Genomic DNA, 17,785 nt, shown 5'->3' with positions numbered 1-17,785 from the left:
AAAAAATATATATTGAAATAAAAAATGTAAGGAGTAGAAATGTTAAAGACAAAGGATTTTTATCTAATGAAGGTGTTTAATATTCAAGGCAAGTATTTAGGTGTAATTGATGATATATGCATTAATTTTTATAGCCAAAAAATAGAAGGATTTTTTATATCAAATTTTAAGTTCTTTTCAAAGAAAAATTATTTTAAAGTAGAGGATATTGTATCTATTGATAAAGAAATTATAGTAAATAAAATAGAAAAGCATAAGGGATTAGCATTTAAAGAAATAAAATATATGGACATAATAGACAAAAATAATATAATGAGAGGCGTATTAGAGGATATTATAATATCTAGAAATGATATGTCGATAAAGGGGTTAGTAATGAGTTCAGGAGTTTTTGATAAGATGATAAGAGGAAAGGATATACTATTACTAAATCAATGTGTATTAGGAGAGGATTGTATATTATATACAGGAAGTAGTGATATAATATTAAAGGCAATTCCTCGTAAGACAAAAAGATGATAAATTTAAAGAAGTATAAAAATATAATTAATAAAATACTCTTTATAATACTCATTATAATAATTTTACTTATGTATCTTAAGATAAAAACTGTAAATACAATTGTTAATATAATTTTCATTGGTTTTATACTAGCTTATGCATTAAAGCCAATTAGAAATGGGATAAGTGAAAAATTTAGAATAAGTAAGAAAATATCCTCTATAGGAATAATTATTGCTATATTTGCTGTAATTATAATATCATTGTATTTAATAATACCAGTAATTATTAAAGAAAGTTCTACATTAGGAACGGTCTTAGATAATATAGACGATTATATCTATAAGCTAGGAGAAAAATTAAATATAAGTGATATGTCTTATTTTGAACTTTTATATAAGCAAGTAAATGAACAAGTTAATTATTTTTTATCTAGTTTCTCTAACAATTTTCTTGATAATATAATTGATTTATTTGATAATATTATTTCTTGTGCAATAGTACCAATAGTAACCTACTATTTTTTAGTAGATGGAGACTTAATTTATAATAAGGTATTATTAATTTTACCTACAGAAAAAAGAGTCATTGCTAAAAAGAGTATAACTAATATAGATAAAATATTGTCAAGGTATATTATAAGTCAATTGTTTTTATCAGCGATAATTGGAGTGTTAACATTTATAATGTTAGTTATTATAGATGTTAAGTTTGCATTTATTTTAGCTCTTTTAAATGGAGTATTAAATATAATACCTTATTTTGGTCCAATAATAGGTGGTATTCCAGCTGTTTTTGTTGCACTGTTAGATTCACCTGGAAAGGCATTGTGGACAATAATAGGTGTATTTATAATTCAACAGTTAGAAGGAAATATATTATCACCTAAAATTACAGGCGATAGCACTAATATGCATCCTATAATAATCATAATTTTATTATTGATAGGAGAAAAAATAGGAGGATTTGCAGGTATGATTTTAGCTGTTCCTATAGGAGTAATAATAAAGGTTATATATGATGATATTAATGATTATTTATTTTAGTAAAGAGATAAAATAATTGACATAATTTAATAAATACAATATAATTTCATTGAAATATAATGAAATATAGTAAGCTGTGAAGAGAATGAGTAAATATGAATTTCTATAGTCAGAGAGGAAGTGGATGGTGTGAACTTCTTATGAAATATATTGAAGCTATCTTGGAGCTTTATTTTCTAAGTGATGCATTATTTATAATGCATAATTAGGGTGGTACCGCGGAATTTAAGTTTTCGTCCCTTGTTTTTATTAGGGATGGAGACTTTTTTTATTATATAAAAAACAATAATAATTATATTTATGGAGGTAATTAACGATGAAATTCATGGGAGCAAATGAATTAAGAGATGCTTATTTAAGCTTTTTTGAATCAAAGGAACACTTAAAGTTAGAGAGTTTTCCACTAGTGCCTAAAAATGACAAGTCACTTTTATTAATAAATGCAGGTATGGCACCTTTAAAGCCTTACTTTACAGGATTACAAAAGCCACCTAGAAATAGAATTGCTACATGTCAAAAATGTATAAGAACTGGAGATATCGAAAATGTAGGTAAGACTTCAAGACATGGTACTTTCTTTGAAATGCTTGGTAACTTCTCATTTGGAGATTATTTTAAAGAAGAAATTATTCCATGGGCATGGGAGTTTATAACAGAAACACTTCAAATACCAAAGGATAAGCTATATGTAACTATATATTTAGAAGATGATGAAGCTTTTGATATATGGTGTAAAAAAACAGATGTAGATCCAAGTAGAATATTTAGATTAGGTAAAGATGATAACTTCTGGGAAATAGGTGTTGGGCCATGTGGACCTTGTACTGAAATTCATTATGATAGAGGCGAAGGTAAGATAACTACAACAGAAGAGTTTATAAAAGCAAGTGATGAAGATAGAGTAGTTGAGTTTTGGAACTTAGTATTTACTCAATTTGATAAAGATGAAGCTGGAAATTACAATAGACTAGCTAATCCTAATATAGATACTGGAATGGGTCTTGAAAGAATAGCTACAATTATGCAAGGTGTTAACAATATATTTGAAATAGATACAGTTAGAAGTATTTTAAATAAAGTAGCTACATTATCAGGAGTTACTTATGGAGAAGATGCAGCTAAGGATGTTTCATTAAGAATAATAACTGACCATGTTAAGTCAGTAACTATGTTAATATCTGATGGAGTTCAACCAAGTAATGAAGGAAGAGGATATGTTTTAAGAAGACTTTTAAGAAGAGCAGCAAGACATGGAAGACTACTTGGAATAAAGGGATTATTCTTAACAGATATAGTTGAAACTGTAGTTGAAAACTATGGCAGTGCATATCCTAAATTAAATGAAGATAAAGAATATATTGAAAAAATTATTTCATTAGAAGAAGAAAGATTTAACGAAACTATTGATTCAGGAATGAATATTTTAAATGGATATATTTTAGAACTTGAGGAAAATAAAGAAACAGTATTAAAGGGAGAAAAAGCCTTTAAACTTTATGATACTTTTGGATTCCCAATAGAACTTACAGAAGAAATTCTTGAAGAAAAAGGGATGTCTGTAGACCATGAATCATTTAAAAAGGAAATGGAAGAACAAAGACAAAGAGCTAGAAGTGCTAGAGGTGAATCATCATATATGGGTAGCGATGAAAACCCTATTAATAAAATAGAAGCATCTATAAATACTGAGTTTGTAGGATATAATTCTACTGAAACAGTTGGAGAAGTTTTAGTTCTAGCAAATGATGAAAGCTTTAAGGATGAGTTAGCTAAAGATGAAAAGGGTTATATAGTTACAGATAACACTACTTTCTATGCTGAAATGGGTGGTCAAGTAGGAGATAAGGGTACTATAACTAGTGAATCAGGAGAAGCTTACGTTTATAATACTAAGAAAAATGTTGGTGGAAAGACGGTTCATTATGTGAAAGTTAATTCAGGGTCAATTAAAAAAGGTGAAAAAGTAACATTAAAGGTTGATGCTGTAAGAAGAAACAATATATGCAAAAATCATACTGCAACACATATGTTACATGAAGCATTAAAAGAAGTAGTAGGAAAACATGTAAATCAAGCAGGTTCATATGTTGATGATGAAAGATTAAGATTTGACTTTGCTCACTTCCAAGGTTTAACACAAGAAGAATTAGAAAAAACAGAAGAATTAGTAAATAAAAAAATAATGGAAGTATTTAAGGTTGATACAAATCTTATGACTTTAGAAGAAGCTAAAGCTTGTGGAGCAATGGCATTATTTGATGATAAGTATGGAGATAAAGTTAGAGTTGTAGAAGTTGGAGAGTTCTCTAAAGAGCTTTGTGGTGGAACGCACGTATTAAATGCTGGTGAAATTGGTTTATTTAGAATAATTGGTGAATCAGGAGTTGCAGCTGGAATAAGAAGAATAGAGGCTGTTACAGGATTTAATGCAATTAAATATGTAGAAGAGAAACAAAGATTATTAAAAGAAGCTTGTCAAACTTTAAAATGTACAGAAAAGGATATTTTAAAGAAATTATCTTCTCAAGCAAATGAATTAAAAGAAAAAGATAAAGAAATATCAGATTTAAAAGCTAAGTTAACATCAGGAGCAGAAGATGAAATTATAAACAGCCTTAAAGAAATAAATGGAGTTAAAGTAATTTCATATGCAATGGAAGATGTAGATGCAAATGCTCTAAGAGATTTAGCAGATAAAATGAGAAATAAAATAGGTAGCGGTGTTGTTGTATTATTAAGCAATGCAGCAGGTAAAGTTAATTTAGTAGCAATGGCAACAAAAGATGTATTAGCATCAGGAATTCATTGTGGAAAGATAATTAAAGAAGTAGCAACTGTTGTAGGCGGTGGCGGTGGTGGAAGACCGGACATGGCTCAAGCAGGAGGGAAAAACCCAGAAAAAATAAATGAAGCAGTTGAAAAAACATATTCAGTAGTTGAAACTTTAGTAAAATAGTGTACTTTTTCATTTATATAGGTTATAATTACATTAAGGAAAATATATGAATAAAAATATAAATGAAATAGAATAATATAAATGAAATAATTTATAAAATAAATATGTGAGGGGGTGAGCTGCAAGTATTAGCAGCGATATTATGAGTAATAATTTAGACCACACTATGCAATTTAATTTAAACATTAACAAAGAGGATTTAACTAAATCAATATTAACAGATGTTTATAATGCGTTACAGGAAAAGGGGTATAATCCTATAAACCAATTAGTTGGTTATCTTATTTCTGGAGACCCTTCTTACATCACTAGCTACAACGGAGCAAGAGCTTTACTAAGAAAACTTGAAAGAGACGAAATTCTTGAAGAAGTTATAAAATCTTATTTAGAAATAAAATAAAGAGTGCCCGTTTATTCGGGCACTCTTAATATTTAAGGAGTGAAGTATGAGAATACTAGGCTTAGACGTAGGATCTAAAACTATAGGAGTTGCTATTAGTGATCCATTAGGATGGACTGCACAAGGTATGACAACTATTAGAAGAGCTAATAGAGAAAAGGATATTCAAGAAGTAGTTAAAATTTGCAAGGAATATTCAGTAGAAACTATAGTTATTGGATTACCTAAAAATATGAATGGAAGCATTGGAGAATCAGGAGAGAGAGTCCTAGAGCTTTCAGAGGATATTAAAGAAGCTACTGGAATAAAGGTTGAAATGTGGGATGAGAGACTTACTACAGTAGCAGCACATAAGGCAATGATTGAAGCGGATTTATCTAGAGGGAAAAGAAAGAAAATAGTAGATAAAATTGCAGCTACATACATACTACAAGGTTATTTAGATAGATTAAGTATGAAATAAATAGTTATTCCCAATTGAAACTTATTATTGACAAGCAATTGGGCAAAAACTACAATATATAAAAAGGAGTTTTTAAAATGAATAAAGATTTAAAACAAATTGAATTATACGATGAAGAAGGGAATTTAGTAAAATTAAATGTTGTAGCATTTTTTGATATGGTAAATCCTGAAACTGAAGAAAAATCAGAATATGTTATTGTATATGATGATGAATATACAGAAGATGATATATTTGCATTAAAAGTTGAAAAAGATGAAGATGATGAAGACTTATTAATTCCAATAGATGATGAAGTAGAACTTGCAGCAGTTCAAGAAGCTTATAATACTATTTTTAGTGAAGAAGAATAAGCATAAGTTAATTAAGAAGAGGTGTTGTCTATGGAAAAGTCAACTGTTATAGATTTTAATGTCTTAAAAGATGATTTAAAGCAAAAAGGATATAAATTAACTCCACAAAGAAGAGCAATAGTAGATACTATTATCGAAAAAGAGGGAGAGCACTTAACTGCAGAAGAAATATACGATCAAGTTAAAAAGAATTGCCCTGAAATAGGATTAGCAACAGTATACAGAACTATATTATTGTTAGAGGAATTAGGGGTAATATGCAAACTAGATTTAAATGATGGATGCAGTAGATATGAATTAGTTCATCAAGATGAAGCTCATAGACATCATCATTTAGTATGTAACGAGTGTAGAAGTGTTATGGAAGTTCAAGATGATCTTTTAGATGAGCTAGAAGATGAAATAGAGAGAACTTATGGATTTAAAATTTTAGATCATAGCGTTAAATTCTTTGGTCTTTGTAAAAAATGCCAAAGTAAAAATATATTATAGTGGGGTTAATATTACGACAGTAGAGATTAATGCCTGGCAAAATATTTGCGAAAAGGAGGGGACGTATTGAAGAACGAAAAAGCAAAGGTTAAGATTATTCCATTAGGTGGAATTAATGAAATTGGTAAAAATATTACTGCAATAGAATATAAAAACGATATAGTTATTATAGACTGCGGACTAAAATTCCCAGATGATGATATGTTCGGAATAGATTTAGTTATACCAGATGTAAATTACTTGCTTAAAAACAAGGATAAAGTTACGGGAATATTTTTAACACATGGACATGAGGATCATATAGGAGCTTTACCTTATGTTTTAAAACAATTAAATGTGCCAGTTTACGGTACTAAGCTTACTCTTGGTATAGTAGAAAGTAAATTAAAAGAGCACGGATTATTAAGTTCAACAGAACTTGTAAGAGTAAAACCAAGAGATGTTATAAAATTAAACTCGGTTTCAGTAGAGTTTATAAAAACAAATCATTCTATTGCAGATTCAGTAGCAATAGCGATACACACTCCGTTAGGTGTGGTTTTACACACTGGAGATTTTAAAATAGACTATACGCCTATTGATGGACAGCCAACAGATTTTGCAAGATTTGCAGAGCTTGGAAGAAAAGGTGTTTTAGCAATGATGGCAGATTCAACAAATGTTGAGAGACCAGGATATACTATGTCTGAAAAGAAGGTTGGAGAGAGCTTCAAAAGAATTTTCTCAAAAACTAAGGGAAGAATTATAGTAGCTACATTTGCTTCAAATATTCATAGAATCCAACAAATAATTGATGCAGCTAGAGTTTATGATAGAAAAGTTGCTGTGTCAGGAAGAAGTATGGAAAATATTGTAGCAGTTGCTATAGAACTTGGATATTTAGAATTTGAAAAAGACATGTTAGTTGGAATAGATCAAATTAATAAATATAACAATGAGCAAGTAGTAATAATTACAACTGGAAGCCAAGGAGAGCCAATGTCAGCATTAGCTAGAATGGCTGCATCAGAGCATAGAAAGGTAAATATTGTTCAAGGAGATACGGTTATAATTTCTGCCACACCTATACCTGGTAATGAAAAACTTGTTTCTAAAGTTATTAACCAGTTATTTAAAAAGGGTGCAGAGGTTATATATGATTCTTTAGCTGAGGTTCACGTATCAGGTCATGCTTGTCAAGAAGAATTAAAGCTAATGCAATGTTTAGTAAAACCAAAATTCTTTATTCCAGTTCATGGAGAATATAGACATTTAAAGCAACATGGAGAGCTAGCAATCAATTTAGGAATGCCTGAAGAAAATGTTATTATAGCTGAAAATGGAGATATTATTGAAGTAAACAGACAAGGAATTAGAAAAAATGGTTCTGTTATATCAGGTCAAATTTTTGTAGATGGACTAGGTGTTGGAGATGTTGGAAATATTGTTTTAAGAGATAGAAAACATTTATCACAAGACGGTATTTTAACAGTTGTAGTAACACTATCTAAAGAAAATAATACAGTAGTTGCTGGACCAGATATAATTTCAAGAGGATTCGTATATGTAAGAGAATCTGAAGGGTTAATGGATGATGCTAAGGAGATTGTTAAAGAAGTTTTACAACAATGTGAAGAAAAGAAAATCACAGATTGGGCAAGTTTAAAATCAAAAATGAGAGATGAATTAAGAGCTTATTTATATGAAAAGACTAAGAGAAAGCCTATGATACTTCCGATAATAATGGAAATATAGCACATTGTGTTGACATTTAGGGATTTTAACCTTAGAATATATTAGAGTTAAATAAAAAAATGATAATTGGAAATTGGATACAGGTGTATCCAATTTTATTTTGGAGAAAATAAGTTATAGGTTTACATCTATAATATATGATACACTGGAGGAAAATAAATGGAATTAGTTAAAAGAGACAGTATAAGAAATATAGCTATTATAGCTCACGTTGACCACGGTAAGACAACATTAGTTGATGCATTATTAAAAGAAAGTAATGTATTTAGAGCTAATGAAAAAGTTGAAGAAAGAGTAATGGACTCAAATGATTTAGAAAAAGAAAGAGGAATTACAATTCTTTCAAAAAATACAGCTTTAGTTTATAATGATATAAAAATAAACGTTGTAGATACACCAGGGCATGCTGATTTCGGTGGAGAAGTTGAGCGTGTACTTAACATGGTTGACTCAGTATTACTAGTAGTAGATTCATACGAAGGTCCAATGCCACAAACAAAGTTCGTTTTAAAGAAGGCTCTTGAATTAGGATTAAAGCCAATAGTTGTAATAAACAAAATTGACAAGCCAAATGCTAGACCTGAAGTTGTAATAGATGAAGTATTTGACTTATTCTTAGAATTAGGTGCAGATGATGAACAGTTAGACTTCCCAATTATATATGCTTCAGCTAGAGAAGGTTTTGCTAGATATAATGTAGAAGATACTAATGAAAATATGACACCTTTATTTGATACTATACTTGAAAAAGTAGAAGCACCAGAAGGATATGTTGATGGACCATTCCAAATGTTAGTTACTACATTAGATACTAGTGAATATGTAGGAAGAATTGCAGTTGGTAAAGTACAAAGAGGTATGGTTAAGAAGAACCAACAAGTAGCTTTAGTAAGAAACGACGGTTCAGTTTCAAACTACAAGGTTTCAAATGTTTATACATATGATGGAACAAATAGAGTTGAAGCTCAAGAAGCTGGGTTAGGTGATATAATAGCATTAAGTGGTATTCCAGATTGTAACATTGGTGAAACAATTGCAGATGCTCAAAACCCTGAAGCTTTACCGTTTGTAAAAATTGATGAGCCAACATTAAGCATGAACTTTATGGTTAATGACTCACCATTTGCAGGAAAAGAAGGAGATTTCGTTACATCAAGACATTTAAGAGATAGATTAATGAAAGAACTTGAAACAAACGTAAGTTTAAGAGTTAATGAAGTATCTTCAGATTGCTTTGAAGTATCAGGAAGAGGAGAACTTCACTTATCAATACTTATAGAAACAATGAGAAGAGAAGGTTACGAACTTCAAGTTTCAAAAGCTAACGTTATATTCAAAGAAGAAAACGGTAAAAAAGTTGAGCCTATGGAATACTTAACTATAGACGTTCCAGAAGAATTTATGGGACCTGTTATGGAAAAGCTAGGACCTAGAAAAGGTGAAATGGTTAATATGACATCAGCAGTTAATGGATATACAAGATTAGAATTTGTAATTCCAGCTAGAGGTCTTATAGGATTTAGAAGTGAATTCATGACTGATACAAAAGGTAATGGTATAATGAACCACGTATTCCACGGATATGCTCCTTATAAGGGTACAATGCCAGAAAGAAGCAGAGGATCAATATGTTCATTTGAAGATGGAGAAGCTATAACTTATGGTTTATATAATGCACAAGAAAGAGGAACACTATTCATAGGAGCTGGAGTTCCGGTATATCAAGGGATGATAGTTGGTGAAAGTGCAAGAGCTGAAGATTTAGATATAAACATTTGTAAAGGAAAGAAACTTACAAATACTAGATCATCAGGAGCAGATGATGCTTTAAAATTAACACCTCCAAGACAAATGTCATTAGAACAATGTTTAGAGTTCATAAACTCAGATGAATTAGTTGAAGTTACTCCAGAAAGTGTAAGAATGAGAAAGAGATGCTTAGATGCTGGAGAAAGAAGAAGAATAACTAGTAGAAGCAAAAAGTAATATGTAAAAATTACTTTGAAAATATATAAAAAAGTATTATAATATAGTAAATAGCCTATTTTTAGGCTATTTACTTTTGTATATAGGAGGTTTTTAATGAAAAATTCAAAGCTTAAAAGCCTAATACCTCTAATTGTAATTATATTAATATTGGCAATTCCAATAGTATTATTTACTAAATCAATAAGTGATCCATTAAAATCTAAAGATACTATAGTTGTTAAAGTTGAAGAAGGGGATAATTTTTATAGTATTTTAGGTGAATTAAAAGAAAATGGGCAAATTAGTGGAGTTTCCTTTATTAAGTTATATTTAAAAGTTACTAATAAAGATCTTGACGTTAAGCCAGGAGAATATACATTAGATAATAATATGAGTATAAATGATATAGTTACTAAACTAACTACAGAATCATTACAAAATGCAGTTAAATTTACAGTTCCTGAAGGATATTCTGTTGAAGATATAGCAGGTAAATTAGAGAAAGAAGGGATATGTTCTTATTCGGAGTTTATTGAGACTGCAAAAGAATATAAGCTGCCTTCATTTATAAAAGGTAATGCCGAGAAAAGATATAGTTTAGAAGGATATTTATATCCAGATACATATAGTATTAATAAAAATGAAAATCCAGAAAAAATCATTGAAATTATGGTTAATAGATTTAAAGAAGTTTGGAATGAAGCTTTAGAAATTTCAAATTTAAAAGTTAATGAAGATGATATGGATGGAATAATTACAGTGGCATCAATGATAGAAAAAGAATCTAGAGTAGATGAAGAAAGGCCTTTAATATCTTCTGTTATTTATAATAGAATAGAAAAAGGAATGAAGCTTCAAATAGATGCAACAGTAATTTATGCATTAGGAAATCATGTTGAAACAGTTTTAAATAGTCATTTAGAAACTGAATCACCATACAATACATATAGAATTGATGGATTACCAATAGGACCTATAGCAAATCCTGGATTACCATCAATATTAGCGGCTTTAAATCCTGAAAAAACAGATTATTTATTTTATGTATTAGAAAATGATAACTTGCACCATTACTTTACTAATGATGATGTAGACTTTATGAATAAACTTAATGAATTAGGATATTAGTATTATTTTGGAGGACAAAAATGAGTGGAATTACTTATGATTATATGGAAGAGTATATAAGAGGATTAATACCTGATAATAAAGGGATATATAAAGAACTTGAAGATTTTGCAAAGGAAAATGCAGTTCCAATTGCACAAAAGGAAACAGCAAAATTCTTAGAGTTTATGGTAAGTATGAAAAAGCCTTTAAGAATATTAGAGCTAGGAACAGCTATCGGATATTCAGCTACATTAATGTATGAAGCAGCAGGAACTAATCCAACAATTACCACTATTGAACGTGATGAAAATATGATTAAATATGCTAGAGAGAATTTTGAAAAATTTAATCTTCAGGATAAAATTGAAATTAAAGAAGGAGATTGTTTAGAAATTCTTGAAAAGCTTGATAAGCCATATGATTTAATATTTATGGATGCAGGAAAAGGTCACTATAATCACTTTTTACCTCATTGCATTAGATTATTAAAGGAAGATGGAATCATAATTGCTGACAATGTATTATTTAGGGGAATGGTTGCATCAAAGGACCTAGTGAAAAGAAGAAAGATAACAATAGTAAAAAGAATGAAAACGTACTTAGATCTTGTATCAAAGGATGAAGGTTTAATTACATCTGTAATACCTATGGGGGATGGAATTGCAGTGACTAAAAGGAGGTAATGTAAAATGATGAAACCAGAAATTTTAGCACCAGCAGGTAGCCTAGAAAAATTAAAAATAGCAATAGATTTTGGAGCAGATGCAGTTTATATAGGTGGAGGAAGACTAAACCTAAGAGCATTTTCAGATAACTTTACAAATGATGAAATAGCAGAAGGTGTAAAGTATTGTCATGATAGAGGAAGAAAGATTTATGTAACAATGAATGTTTTCCCAAGAAATCATGATTTGAATGGTGTTGAGGAATATATAAAGGGATTATATGAATTAAATGTAGATGGAATAATAGTAGCAGATCCATCAATAGTTGTTGCAGCAAAGGAAGTTGCACCAGATTTAGAAATACATTTAAGTACTCAAGCGAATACTGTAAACTGGAAAGCAGCAAAGTTTTGGCATGAACAAGGAATTAAGAGAATAGTTTTAGCAAGAGAGCTAACTTTCAATGAAATAAAGGTTATTAAAGAGAATTTACCAGAAGAATGTGAGTTAGAAGCATTTGTTCATGGTTCAATGTGTATTGCATATTCAGGAAGATGCTTAATTTCAAACTATATGTTAGGAAGAGATGCTAACAAAGGAATATGCTCAAATGCATGTAGATATAAATACTATTTAGTTGAAGAAACTAGACCAGGTGAGTATTATCCAGTTGTAGAAGATGATAATGGTACATATATAATGAATTCAAAAGATCTTTGTATGATAAATCATATTCCAGAATTAATGCAAAGTGGAATATATTCATTTAAAATCGAAGGAAGAATGAAAAGTGAATTCTATGTTGCTTCAGTAGTTAAAGCATATAGAGAAGCCATTGATTCATATATGGAAGATCCAGAAAACTATGTATTTAAACAAGAATGGATGGATACTTTATTAAGAGTAAGCCATAGACAATATCATACAGGATTCTTCTTTGGAAAATCTGGTGAGCAAAACTATGAGAAAGCATCATATGTTAGAGATTATGATATAGTTGGTGTAGTAGAATCATATGATCCAGAAACTAAAACTGCAACTATACTTCAAAAGAATAGAGTTTTTGAAGGTGATGATGTTGAAGTACTAAGAGCACATACTCCTAATTTTAATGTTGAACTTAAGGATATGTATGATATAGAAAAAGAAGTAAAAACAGATGTAGCAAATAGAGCACATATGAGATTTACAGCTAAAGTTGACACGCCTTTAAAAGAAAAGGATATGTTAATTAAAGCAAAAAAAGTATTGAAACTGTAAAAACTAGGAGGAAAACAAATGAAAAAGCCTATACTTATTGGAATAACTGGAGGAACAGGATCAGGAAAAAGTACAATTGCTGATGAAATATATTCAAGCTTTTCTGATGAATGTATTGCTATGATCCAGCAAGATATGTACTACAAGGATCAAAGTCATTTAACAATGGAAGAAAGAGTTAAAACTAACTACGATCATCCAAGAGCCTTTGACAATGATTTATTAATTAAGCATTTAAAGGAACTAATAAATGGAAAGGGAATAGATAAGCCAATCTATGATTTTTCTAATCATAATAGAGCAGAAGAAACTATAAGAATTGAAGCGAGAGATATTATTATAGTTGAAGGTATATTAGTTCTTGAAGATGAAAGATTAAGAGAACTTTTAGATATAAAAGTTTATGTGGATACTGATGCTGATATAAGAATCCTAAGAAGATTAGTTAGAGATATAAGTGAAAGAGGCAGAACTGTTGAATCTGTAGTTGATCAATATTTAGGTGTAGTAAGACCAATGCATATGCAATTTACTGAGCCAACAAAAAGATATGCAGATATAATTGTTCCAGAAGGTGGACAAAACAAAGTAGCTATAGATATATTAGTTAGTAAAATAAAAGATATATTAAAATAAAGTGAATAGAAAATACCTCCAGAGGCTAGAATTTAGCTTATGGAGGTGTTTTTTTATGGAAGAAAAAAGGAGGGCTATAGATAATAATAGAATTACAATGGTTATAGCTTTATTCTTTTTAATAATGTTAGCTTTAGGGGTAAGGCTTTACTTTCTTCAAGTACATCCTTCAGAAACTGTTTCAGGAGAAATGACTAATCATCAAACTGAAAATATTTCTGAAATGAGATACAGAATTTTAGATACAAATGGAAAGGATATGTTAGATTATAATAAGAGATATGTAATGGTATTAGATACACAACCATTTATGCTAAATAATTATGAAGAAACTATTGAGGATTTAATGGCTTTAAACTTTATAATGAAATCAGAAGACCCAGAATTTAATTATACAGATATAATGAATGAAGGTGGAAAGCGATATTATAAGGTAAGTGAAGAAGTATATAATAAAATTAATAATTTAGAAAATATTAAAGGTATTTACACGTACATATATGATGAAGTGGATTCTAAGGATGCATGGAGAGTTGGGAGCTTTCTTTCAAATATTGGAGTTGAAGAACCTGTTTATGGTTCAATCGAATGGGAACTTAATAAATATTTAAATAAAAATGAAATGCCAAAATCAAGATTTTATTTAGATGATAAAGCAGTCTATAGTAAGGGTGTATTAGATGTTGGAGAAGTAAGTAATAATATAAAATTAACTATAGATAAAGAATGGGAAGAAAAAATAAGAGAAGTACTAAGAAGAGATGAATATTCCTTTTTGAAAAATGTTGGAGTAGTTGTATCTGAAGCAGAAACAGGAAAAGTAAGAGCACTAGTTCAAAAGGATGAATCTCAAGCTAATGTCAATTTAGGAATTGAACAATTAGGATATGAGCCTGGTTCTATATTCAAGATAGCAATTGAAACAATGGGCTTAGATAAAGGCTTAATAAGTCCAACAGATGTATTTTCTTGTACAGGAGAAATTTGCAGTAAGGGTGGAAAACCTTATGGACATGGTGAGTTATCAGTGGAAGATGCTTTGAAAATATCTTGTAATGATATTTCAGCTAAAATAGGTCATTTAATTGGATATGAAGATGCAATGAAATATTTAGAGAAAATGGGATTATTCAAAAGAGTTATAAACTTACAAGGTAAAAGTAAAAATGAAGCTGAAGGAAGTAAGCCAACTGCGGAAGATAGTATGAATAATATATCAATTGGTCAAACAATTATGGTAACACCAATTCAAATGGCCGGAGTTTATAATACTATAATAAATGATGGGGTATATATTAAGCCAACAATTGTTGAGGAAATATTAGATAAAAATGATGAAGTAGTTCAAAAATTTGAAAATGAATCTGTAAGAGTATTTAGTCAAACAGCTGCAAAAATAGCTCAAGAAACTATGCATAAAGTAATTTGGGAAGGTTCAGGTTTTGAAGCAAAAGTGGATGGAGTAGATGTAGGTGGAAAAACAGGCACTGCTACAGGTAATGGAGGAACTAATCATGGTTGGTTTGCAGGGTATTTTGTAAAGGATGGTAAAAAGTATTCTCTTGTGGTTATAGCTCCTAATATAGGTGAAAAGCATCCAGATGGAAGAGAACTAGGTGGTGGAAATACAGGAGCACCAATTTTTAGAGATGTTGTAAAAACTTTAACTGAATAAATGTAAAGAGATAAAAAATATACTTATAGTATAGTGTATAGATTAAGGGGATTTCCTTTTAGAGGTGGTTAAAAAATGTTAAGTTTTAAAAAAAGTATTCCAAATTTATTTTAAAACAATAAGCAATTTTTTTGTTATATATCATATTATATAATAAGCACTACTAGGAGGAAGTTCTGTGTTTTTTGTATCAAATATTATTGAGCTGCTATGCAACACAGTATTTTTAACAGGATATATTGCAGGCAACAATACATTTCCGAAACCACTAGATGAGAAAGAAGAAGAGCATTATCTAGCGCTTTTGAAGGAAGGGGATAAAGAAGCTAAGGGCGTTCTGATTGAAAGAAATTTAAGATTAGTAGCTCATATAGTAAAAAAATATACGTTTCCAAATAAAGATGTAGATGAACTAATATCTATAGGTACTGTTGGTTTGATAAAAGCGATTGATTCATTTGATGGATCTAAAGGAACAAGACTTGCTACTTATGCATCAAGATGTATTGAAAATGAAATTTTAATGCTTTTTAGAAATAATAAAAAACAAAAAAGCGAAGTTTATCTTCAAGATCCAATAGGCGTTGATAAAGAGGGAAATGAAATTTGTTTAATAGATGTTTTAAGTAGCGAAAAGGATTCTGTATTAGAAAAGGTTGAGAGTAATCTTCAAATTAAATCTCTTTATAATAAGATTTGTATGTCTTTAAGTGATAGAGAAGGCGAAATTTTAAAAATGAGATATGGCTTGATTGATGGAAGATGTAGAACACAAAGAGAAATTGCAACATTATTAGGTATATCTAGGTCCTATGTGTCAAGAATTGAGAAAAAAGCTTTAAGAAAATTAAAAAAAGAGCTTTCAACTAAATAAAATCAAAACCTTTTTACAAAAATATGTCTTATTATGATATATTATAAGTAAAGAAGAAGGAATTTGAAGTTTAGTATAGAATATAAAACTAAATGATGCATTGCAAAAGAAAAGGGAGGATATTAGATGTATTTATTAAAGGAACTATTATATAAAACAATAGAATCAGGAGCATCTGACTTACATTTAACAGTTGGATTACCACCAACTATAAGAGTAAATGGAAGACTTATAAGATTAGGGCTTGAAAAACTTTCACCAGATGCAATTGAATCTTTTGCAAAAGAAATTTTAGAAAATAATTATGAAAAATATTGCGATATCGGAGAATTAGATACATCATATTCATTAGCTGGTGTTGGGAGATTTAGAGTAAATGTTTTTAAACAAAGAGATAGTGATGCTATTGCTATTAGAGTTATAGCATTAAAGGTTCCAACATTAGATGAATTAAATTATCCATCAGTGATAAAAGATATTATACAGAAAAAAAGAGGCTTAGTGTTAGTGACAGGTCCAACAGGAAGCGGGAAAAGTACTACACTTGCAGCAATGATAAATGAAATAAACAACACAAGAGAAGCACATATAATAACATTAGAAGATCCTATTGAGCATTTACACAAGCACAATAAGTGTATAATTAACCAAAGAGAAATAGGAAAAGATACAAAAAGCTATCAAAGTGCTTTAAAAGCTATTTTAAGAGAAGATCCAGATGTTATATTAGTAGGGGAGATGAGGGACCTTGAAACGATATCTATTGCTATTACAGCAGCTGAAACTGGTCACTTAGTGTTCTCAACACTACATACAATAGGTGCTGCTAAGACAATAGACAGAATAATAGATGTTTTTCCACCACATCAGCAACAACAAGTTAGGGTGCAGTTATCTGCAGTTCTTGAGGGAATAATTTCACAGCAGTTAGTACAAAACATAGATGATAACGGTAGAGTTGCGTCACTTGAAATCATGGTTACAACTCCAGGAATACAAAATTTAATTAGAGAAGGAAAAACTTATCAAATTGAATCAGCAATTCAAACTGGAAGTAAGTATGGTATGAAAACAATGGATATGGCATTAGCTGAATTATATAGAAAAGGTGCAATTAGCAGTGAAACAGCATTAACATATGCTGTTGATAGAGAAACTATAAAAAGAATAATGATGTTATAATAAAAAGGTGTTAAGAAATTAACACCTTTTTTATAAAAAAAAATAAATTAAATTAATTTTAATAGAGGAAATTTTACTTTTATGTTGAATATTATAATTAACAAATGTTATCTTATAGTTTAGGGGTATGATTATAAAATAATATTTAATTAGTAAAATAATGTGTGTATATTTAGTTGTTTTATATAAAATAATGCAAAAGTATGGGCAACATTGAATTTAATAATAAAAATACTGGATATTTTTATTATTTTAGTAGTATAATCTTATACGGAAATATTTAAGTTGCTCTTAGAAAAATAGAAAATAATATAAAAATATTATAAAATTTCTTTACCAACCTATTAGTAAAGGCAAGAGAGTACAAAATTCTTCATTATTTACTTAATTACTATTGTTAAAGTGGTACATAATGAGTTAAAATTAAAGGTGGAGATAGTTTAATTTATATAATCAATTTAAGTGAATTA

The 17,785-nt window shown here is 29.4% G+C and carries 16 protein-coding genes and 1 other annotated feature; all 16 genes read left to right on the top strand.

All coding sequences use genetic code 11. The annotated features are described in order from the left end of the window. Nucleotides 1-39 precede the first annotated feature (39 nt). The 16 genes from ACRDBA_RS11380 to ACRDBA_RS11305 all read left to right on the top strand — a co-directional run bounded on the left by ACRDBA_RS11380 (nt 40) and on the right by ACRDBA_RS11305 (nt 17,315). Nucleotides 40-519 (top strand): PRC-barrel domain-containing protein, encoded by a 480-nt coding sequence (locus ACRDBA_RS11380; protein WP_438573037.1) that lies wholly within the window; start codon nt 40-42, stop codon nt 517-519. Then, entirely contained in the window at nt 516-1,547 is a 1,032-nt protein-coding gene (locus ACRDBA_RS11375; protein WP_438573036.1) for an AI-2E family transporter, read from the top strand. Before ACRDBA_RS11380 ends, ACRDBA_RS11375 begins: the two co-directional genes overlap by 4 nt. Nucleotides 1,548-1,614: 67 nt before the next feature. Beyond that, nucleotides 1,615-1,791: a binding site (T-box leader), on the top strand. 72 nt (nt 1,792-1,863) lie between these two features. Beyond that, entirely contained in the window at nt 1,864-4,503 is a 2,640-nt protein-coding gene (gene alaS / locus ACRDBA_RS11370; protein ID WP_438573035.1) for an alanine--tRNA ligase, read from the top strand. Between the two features lie 142 nt (nt 4,504-4,645). Then, on the top strand, nt 4,646-4,903 hold the full coding sequence (locus ACRDBA_RS11365; RefSeq protein ID WP_438573034.1) for an IreB family regulatory phosphoprotein: 258 nt from the start codon (nt 4,646-4,648) through the stop codon (nt 4,901-4,903). A gap of 46 nt (nt 4,904-4,949) precedes the next feature. Continuing rightward, nucleotides 4,950-5,366: a Holliday junction resolvase RuvX gene (gene ruvX / locus ACRDBA_RS11360; RefSeq protein ID WP_438573033.1), complete on the top strand. Its 417-nt coding sequence runs from the start codon at nt 4,950-4,952 to the stop codon at nt 5,364-5,366. A 77-nt stretch (nt 5,367-5,443) separates the two neighbouring features. Beyond that, nucleotides 5,444-5,719 carry a DUF1292 domain-containing protein gene (locus ACRDBA_RS11355; RefSeq protein ID WP_438573032.1) on the top strand — a complete coding sequence of 92 codons (276 nt, stop codon included), beginning with the start codon at nt 5,444-5,446 and terminating at the stop codon, nt 5,717-5,719. Nucleotides 5,720-5,749: 30 nt separating this feature from the next. Further along, the gene (locus tag ACRDBA_RS11350) at nt 5,750-6,211 is read left to right on the top strand and encodes a Fur family transcriptional regulator (protein WP_438573031.1); all 462 of its coding nucleotides are present in this window, start codon (nt 5,750-5,752) and stop codon (nt 6,209-6,211) included. A gap of 66 nt (nt 6,212-6,277) precedes the next feature. Beyond that, nucleotides 6,278-7,945 carry a ribonuclease J gene (locus tag ACRDBA_RS11345; protein WP_438573030.1) on the top strand — a complete coding sequence of 556 codons (1,668 nt, stop codon included), beginning with the start codon at nt 6,278-6,280 and terminating at the stop codon, nt 7,943-7,945. A gap of 159 nt (nt 7,946-8,104) precedes the next feature. Continuing rightward, entirely contained in the window at nt 8,105-9,931 is a 1,827-nt protein-coding gene (gene typA / locus ACRDBA_RS11340; protein WP_438573029.1) for a translational GTPase TypA, read from the top strand. A gap of 96 nt (nt 9,932-10,027) precedes the next feature. Continuing rightward, complete coding sequence (mltG, locus tag ACRDBA_RS11335) at nt 10,028-11,041, top strand: endolytic transglycosylase MltG (protein WP_438573028.1); 1,014 nt, start codon at nt 10,028-10,030, stop codon at nt 11,039-11,041. Between the two features lie 20 nt (nt 11,042-11,061). After that, nucleotides 11,062-11,706 (top strand): O-methyltransferase, encoded by a 645-nt coding sequence (locus tag ACRDBA_RS11330; protein ID WP_438573027.1) that lies wholly within the window; start codon nt 11,062-11,064, stop codon nt 11,704-11,706. A 6-nt stretch (nt 11,707-11,712) separates the two neighbouring features. After that, a complete protein-coding gene (locus ACRDBA_RS11325; RefSeq protein WP_438573026.1) occupies nt 11,713-12,948 on the top strand; it encodes a peptidase U32 family protein in 1,236 nt (411 codons plus the stop codon). An 18-nt stretch (nt 12,949-12,966) separates the two neighbouring features. Further along, nucleotides 12,967-13,584, top strand: coding sequence for a uridine kinase (gene udk, locus ACRDBA_RS11320; RefSeq protein ID WP_438573025.1), 618 nt, complete (start codon nt 12,967-12,969; stop codon nt 13,582-13,584). A gap of 55 nt (nt 13,585-13,639) precedes the next feature. Continuing rightward, complete coding sequence (locus ACRDBA_RS11315; protein WP_438573024.1) at nt 13,640-15,259, top strand: penicillin-binding transpeptidase domain-containing protein; 1,620 nt, start codon at nt 13,640-13,642, stop codon at nt 15,257-15,259. A 178-nt stretch (nt 15,260-15,437) separates the two neighbouring features. Further along, the gene (gene sigK, locus ACRDBA_RS11310; RefSeq protein ID WP_438573023.1) at nt 15,438-16,133 is read left to right on the top strand and encodes an RNA polymerase sporulation sigma factor SigK; all 696 of its coding nucleotides are present in this window, start codon (nt 15,438-15,440) and stop codon (nt 16,131-16,133) included. 126 nt (nt 16,134-16,259) lie between these two features. Then, nucleotides 16,260-17,315, top strand: a complete 1,056-nt coding sequence (locus ACRDBA_RS11305; protein ID WP_438573022.1) for a type IV pilus twitching motility protein PilT — start codon at nt 16,260-16,262, stop codon at nt 17,313-17,315. Nucleotides 17,316-17,785: the final 470 nt, after the last annotated feature.

This window comes from Clostridium sp., from assembly GCF_051654825.1.
Classification (GTDB): domain Bacteria; phylum Bacillota; class Clostridia; order Clostridiales; family Clostridiaceae; genus Clostridium.
The sequence above is the reverse complement of the archived record's forward strand: the minus strand, read 5'-3'. Positions and strand labels throughout refer to the sequence as shown.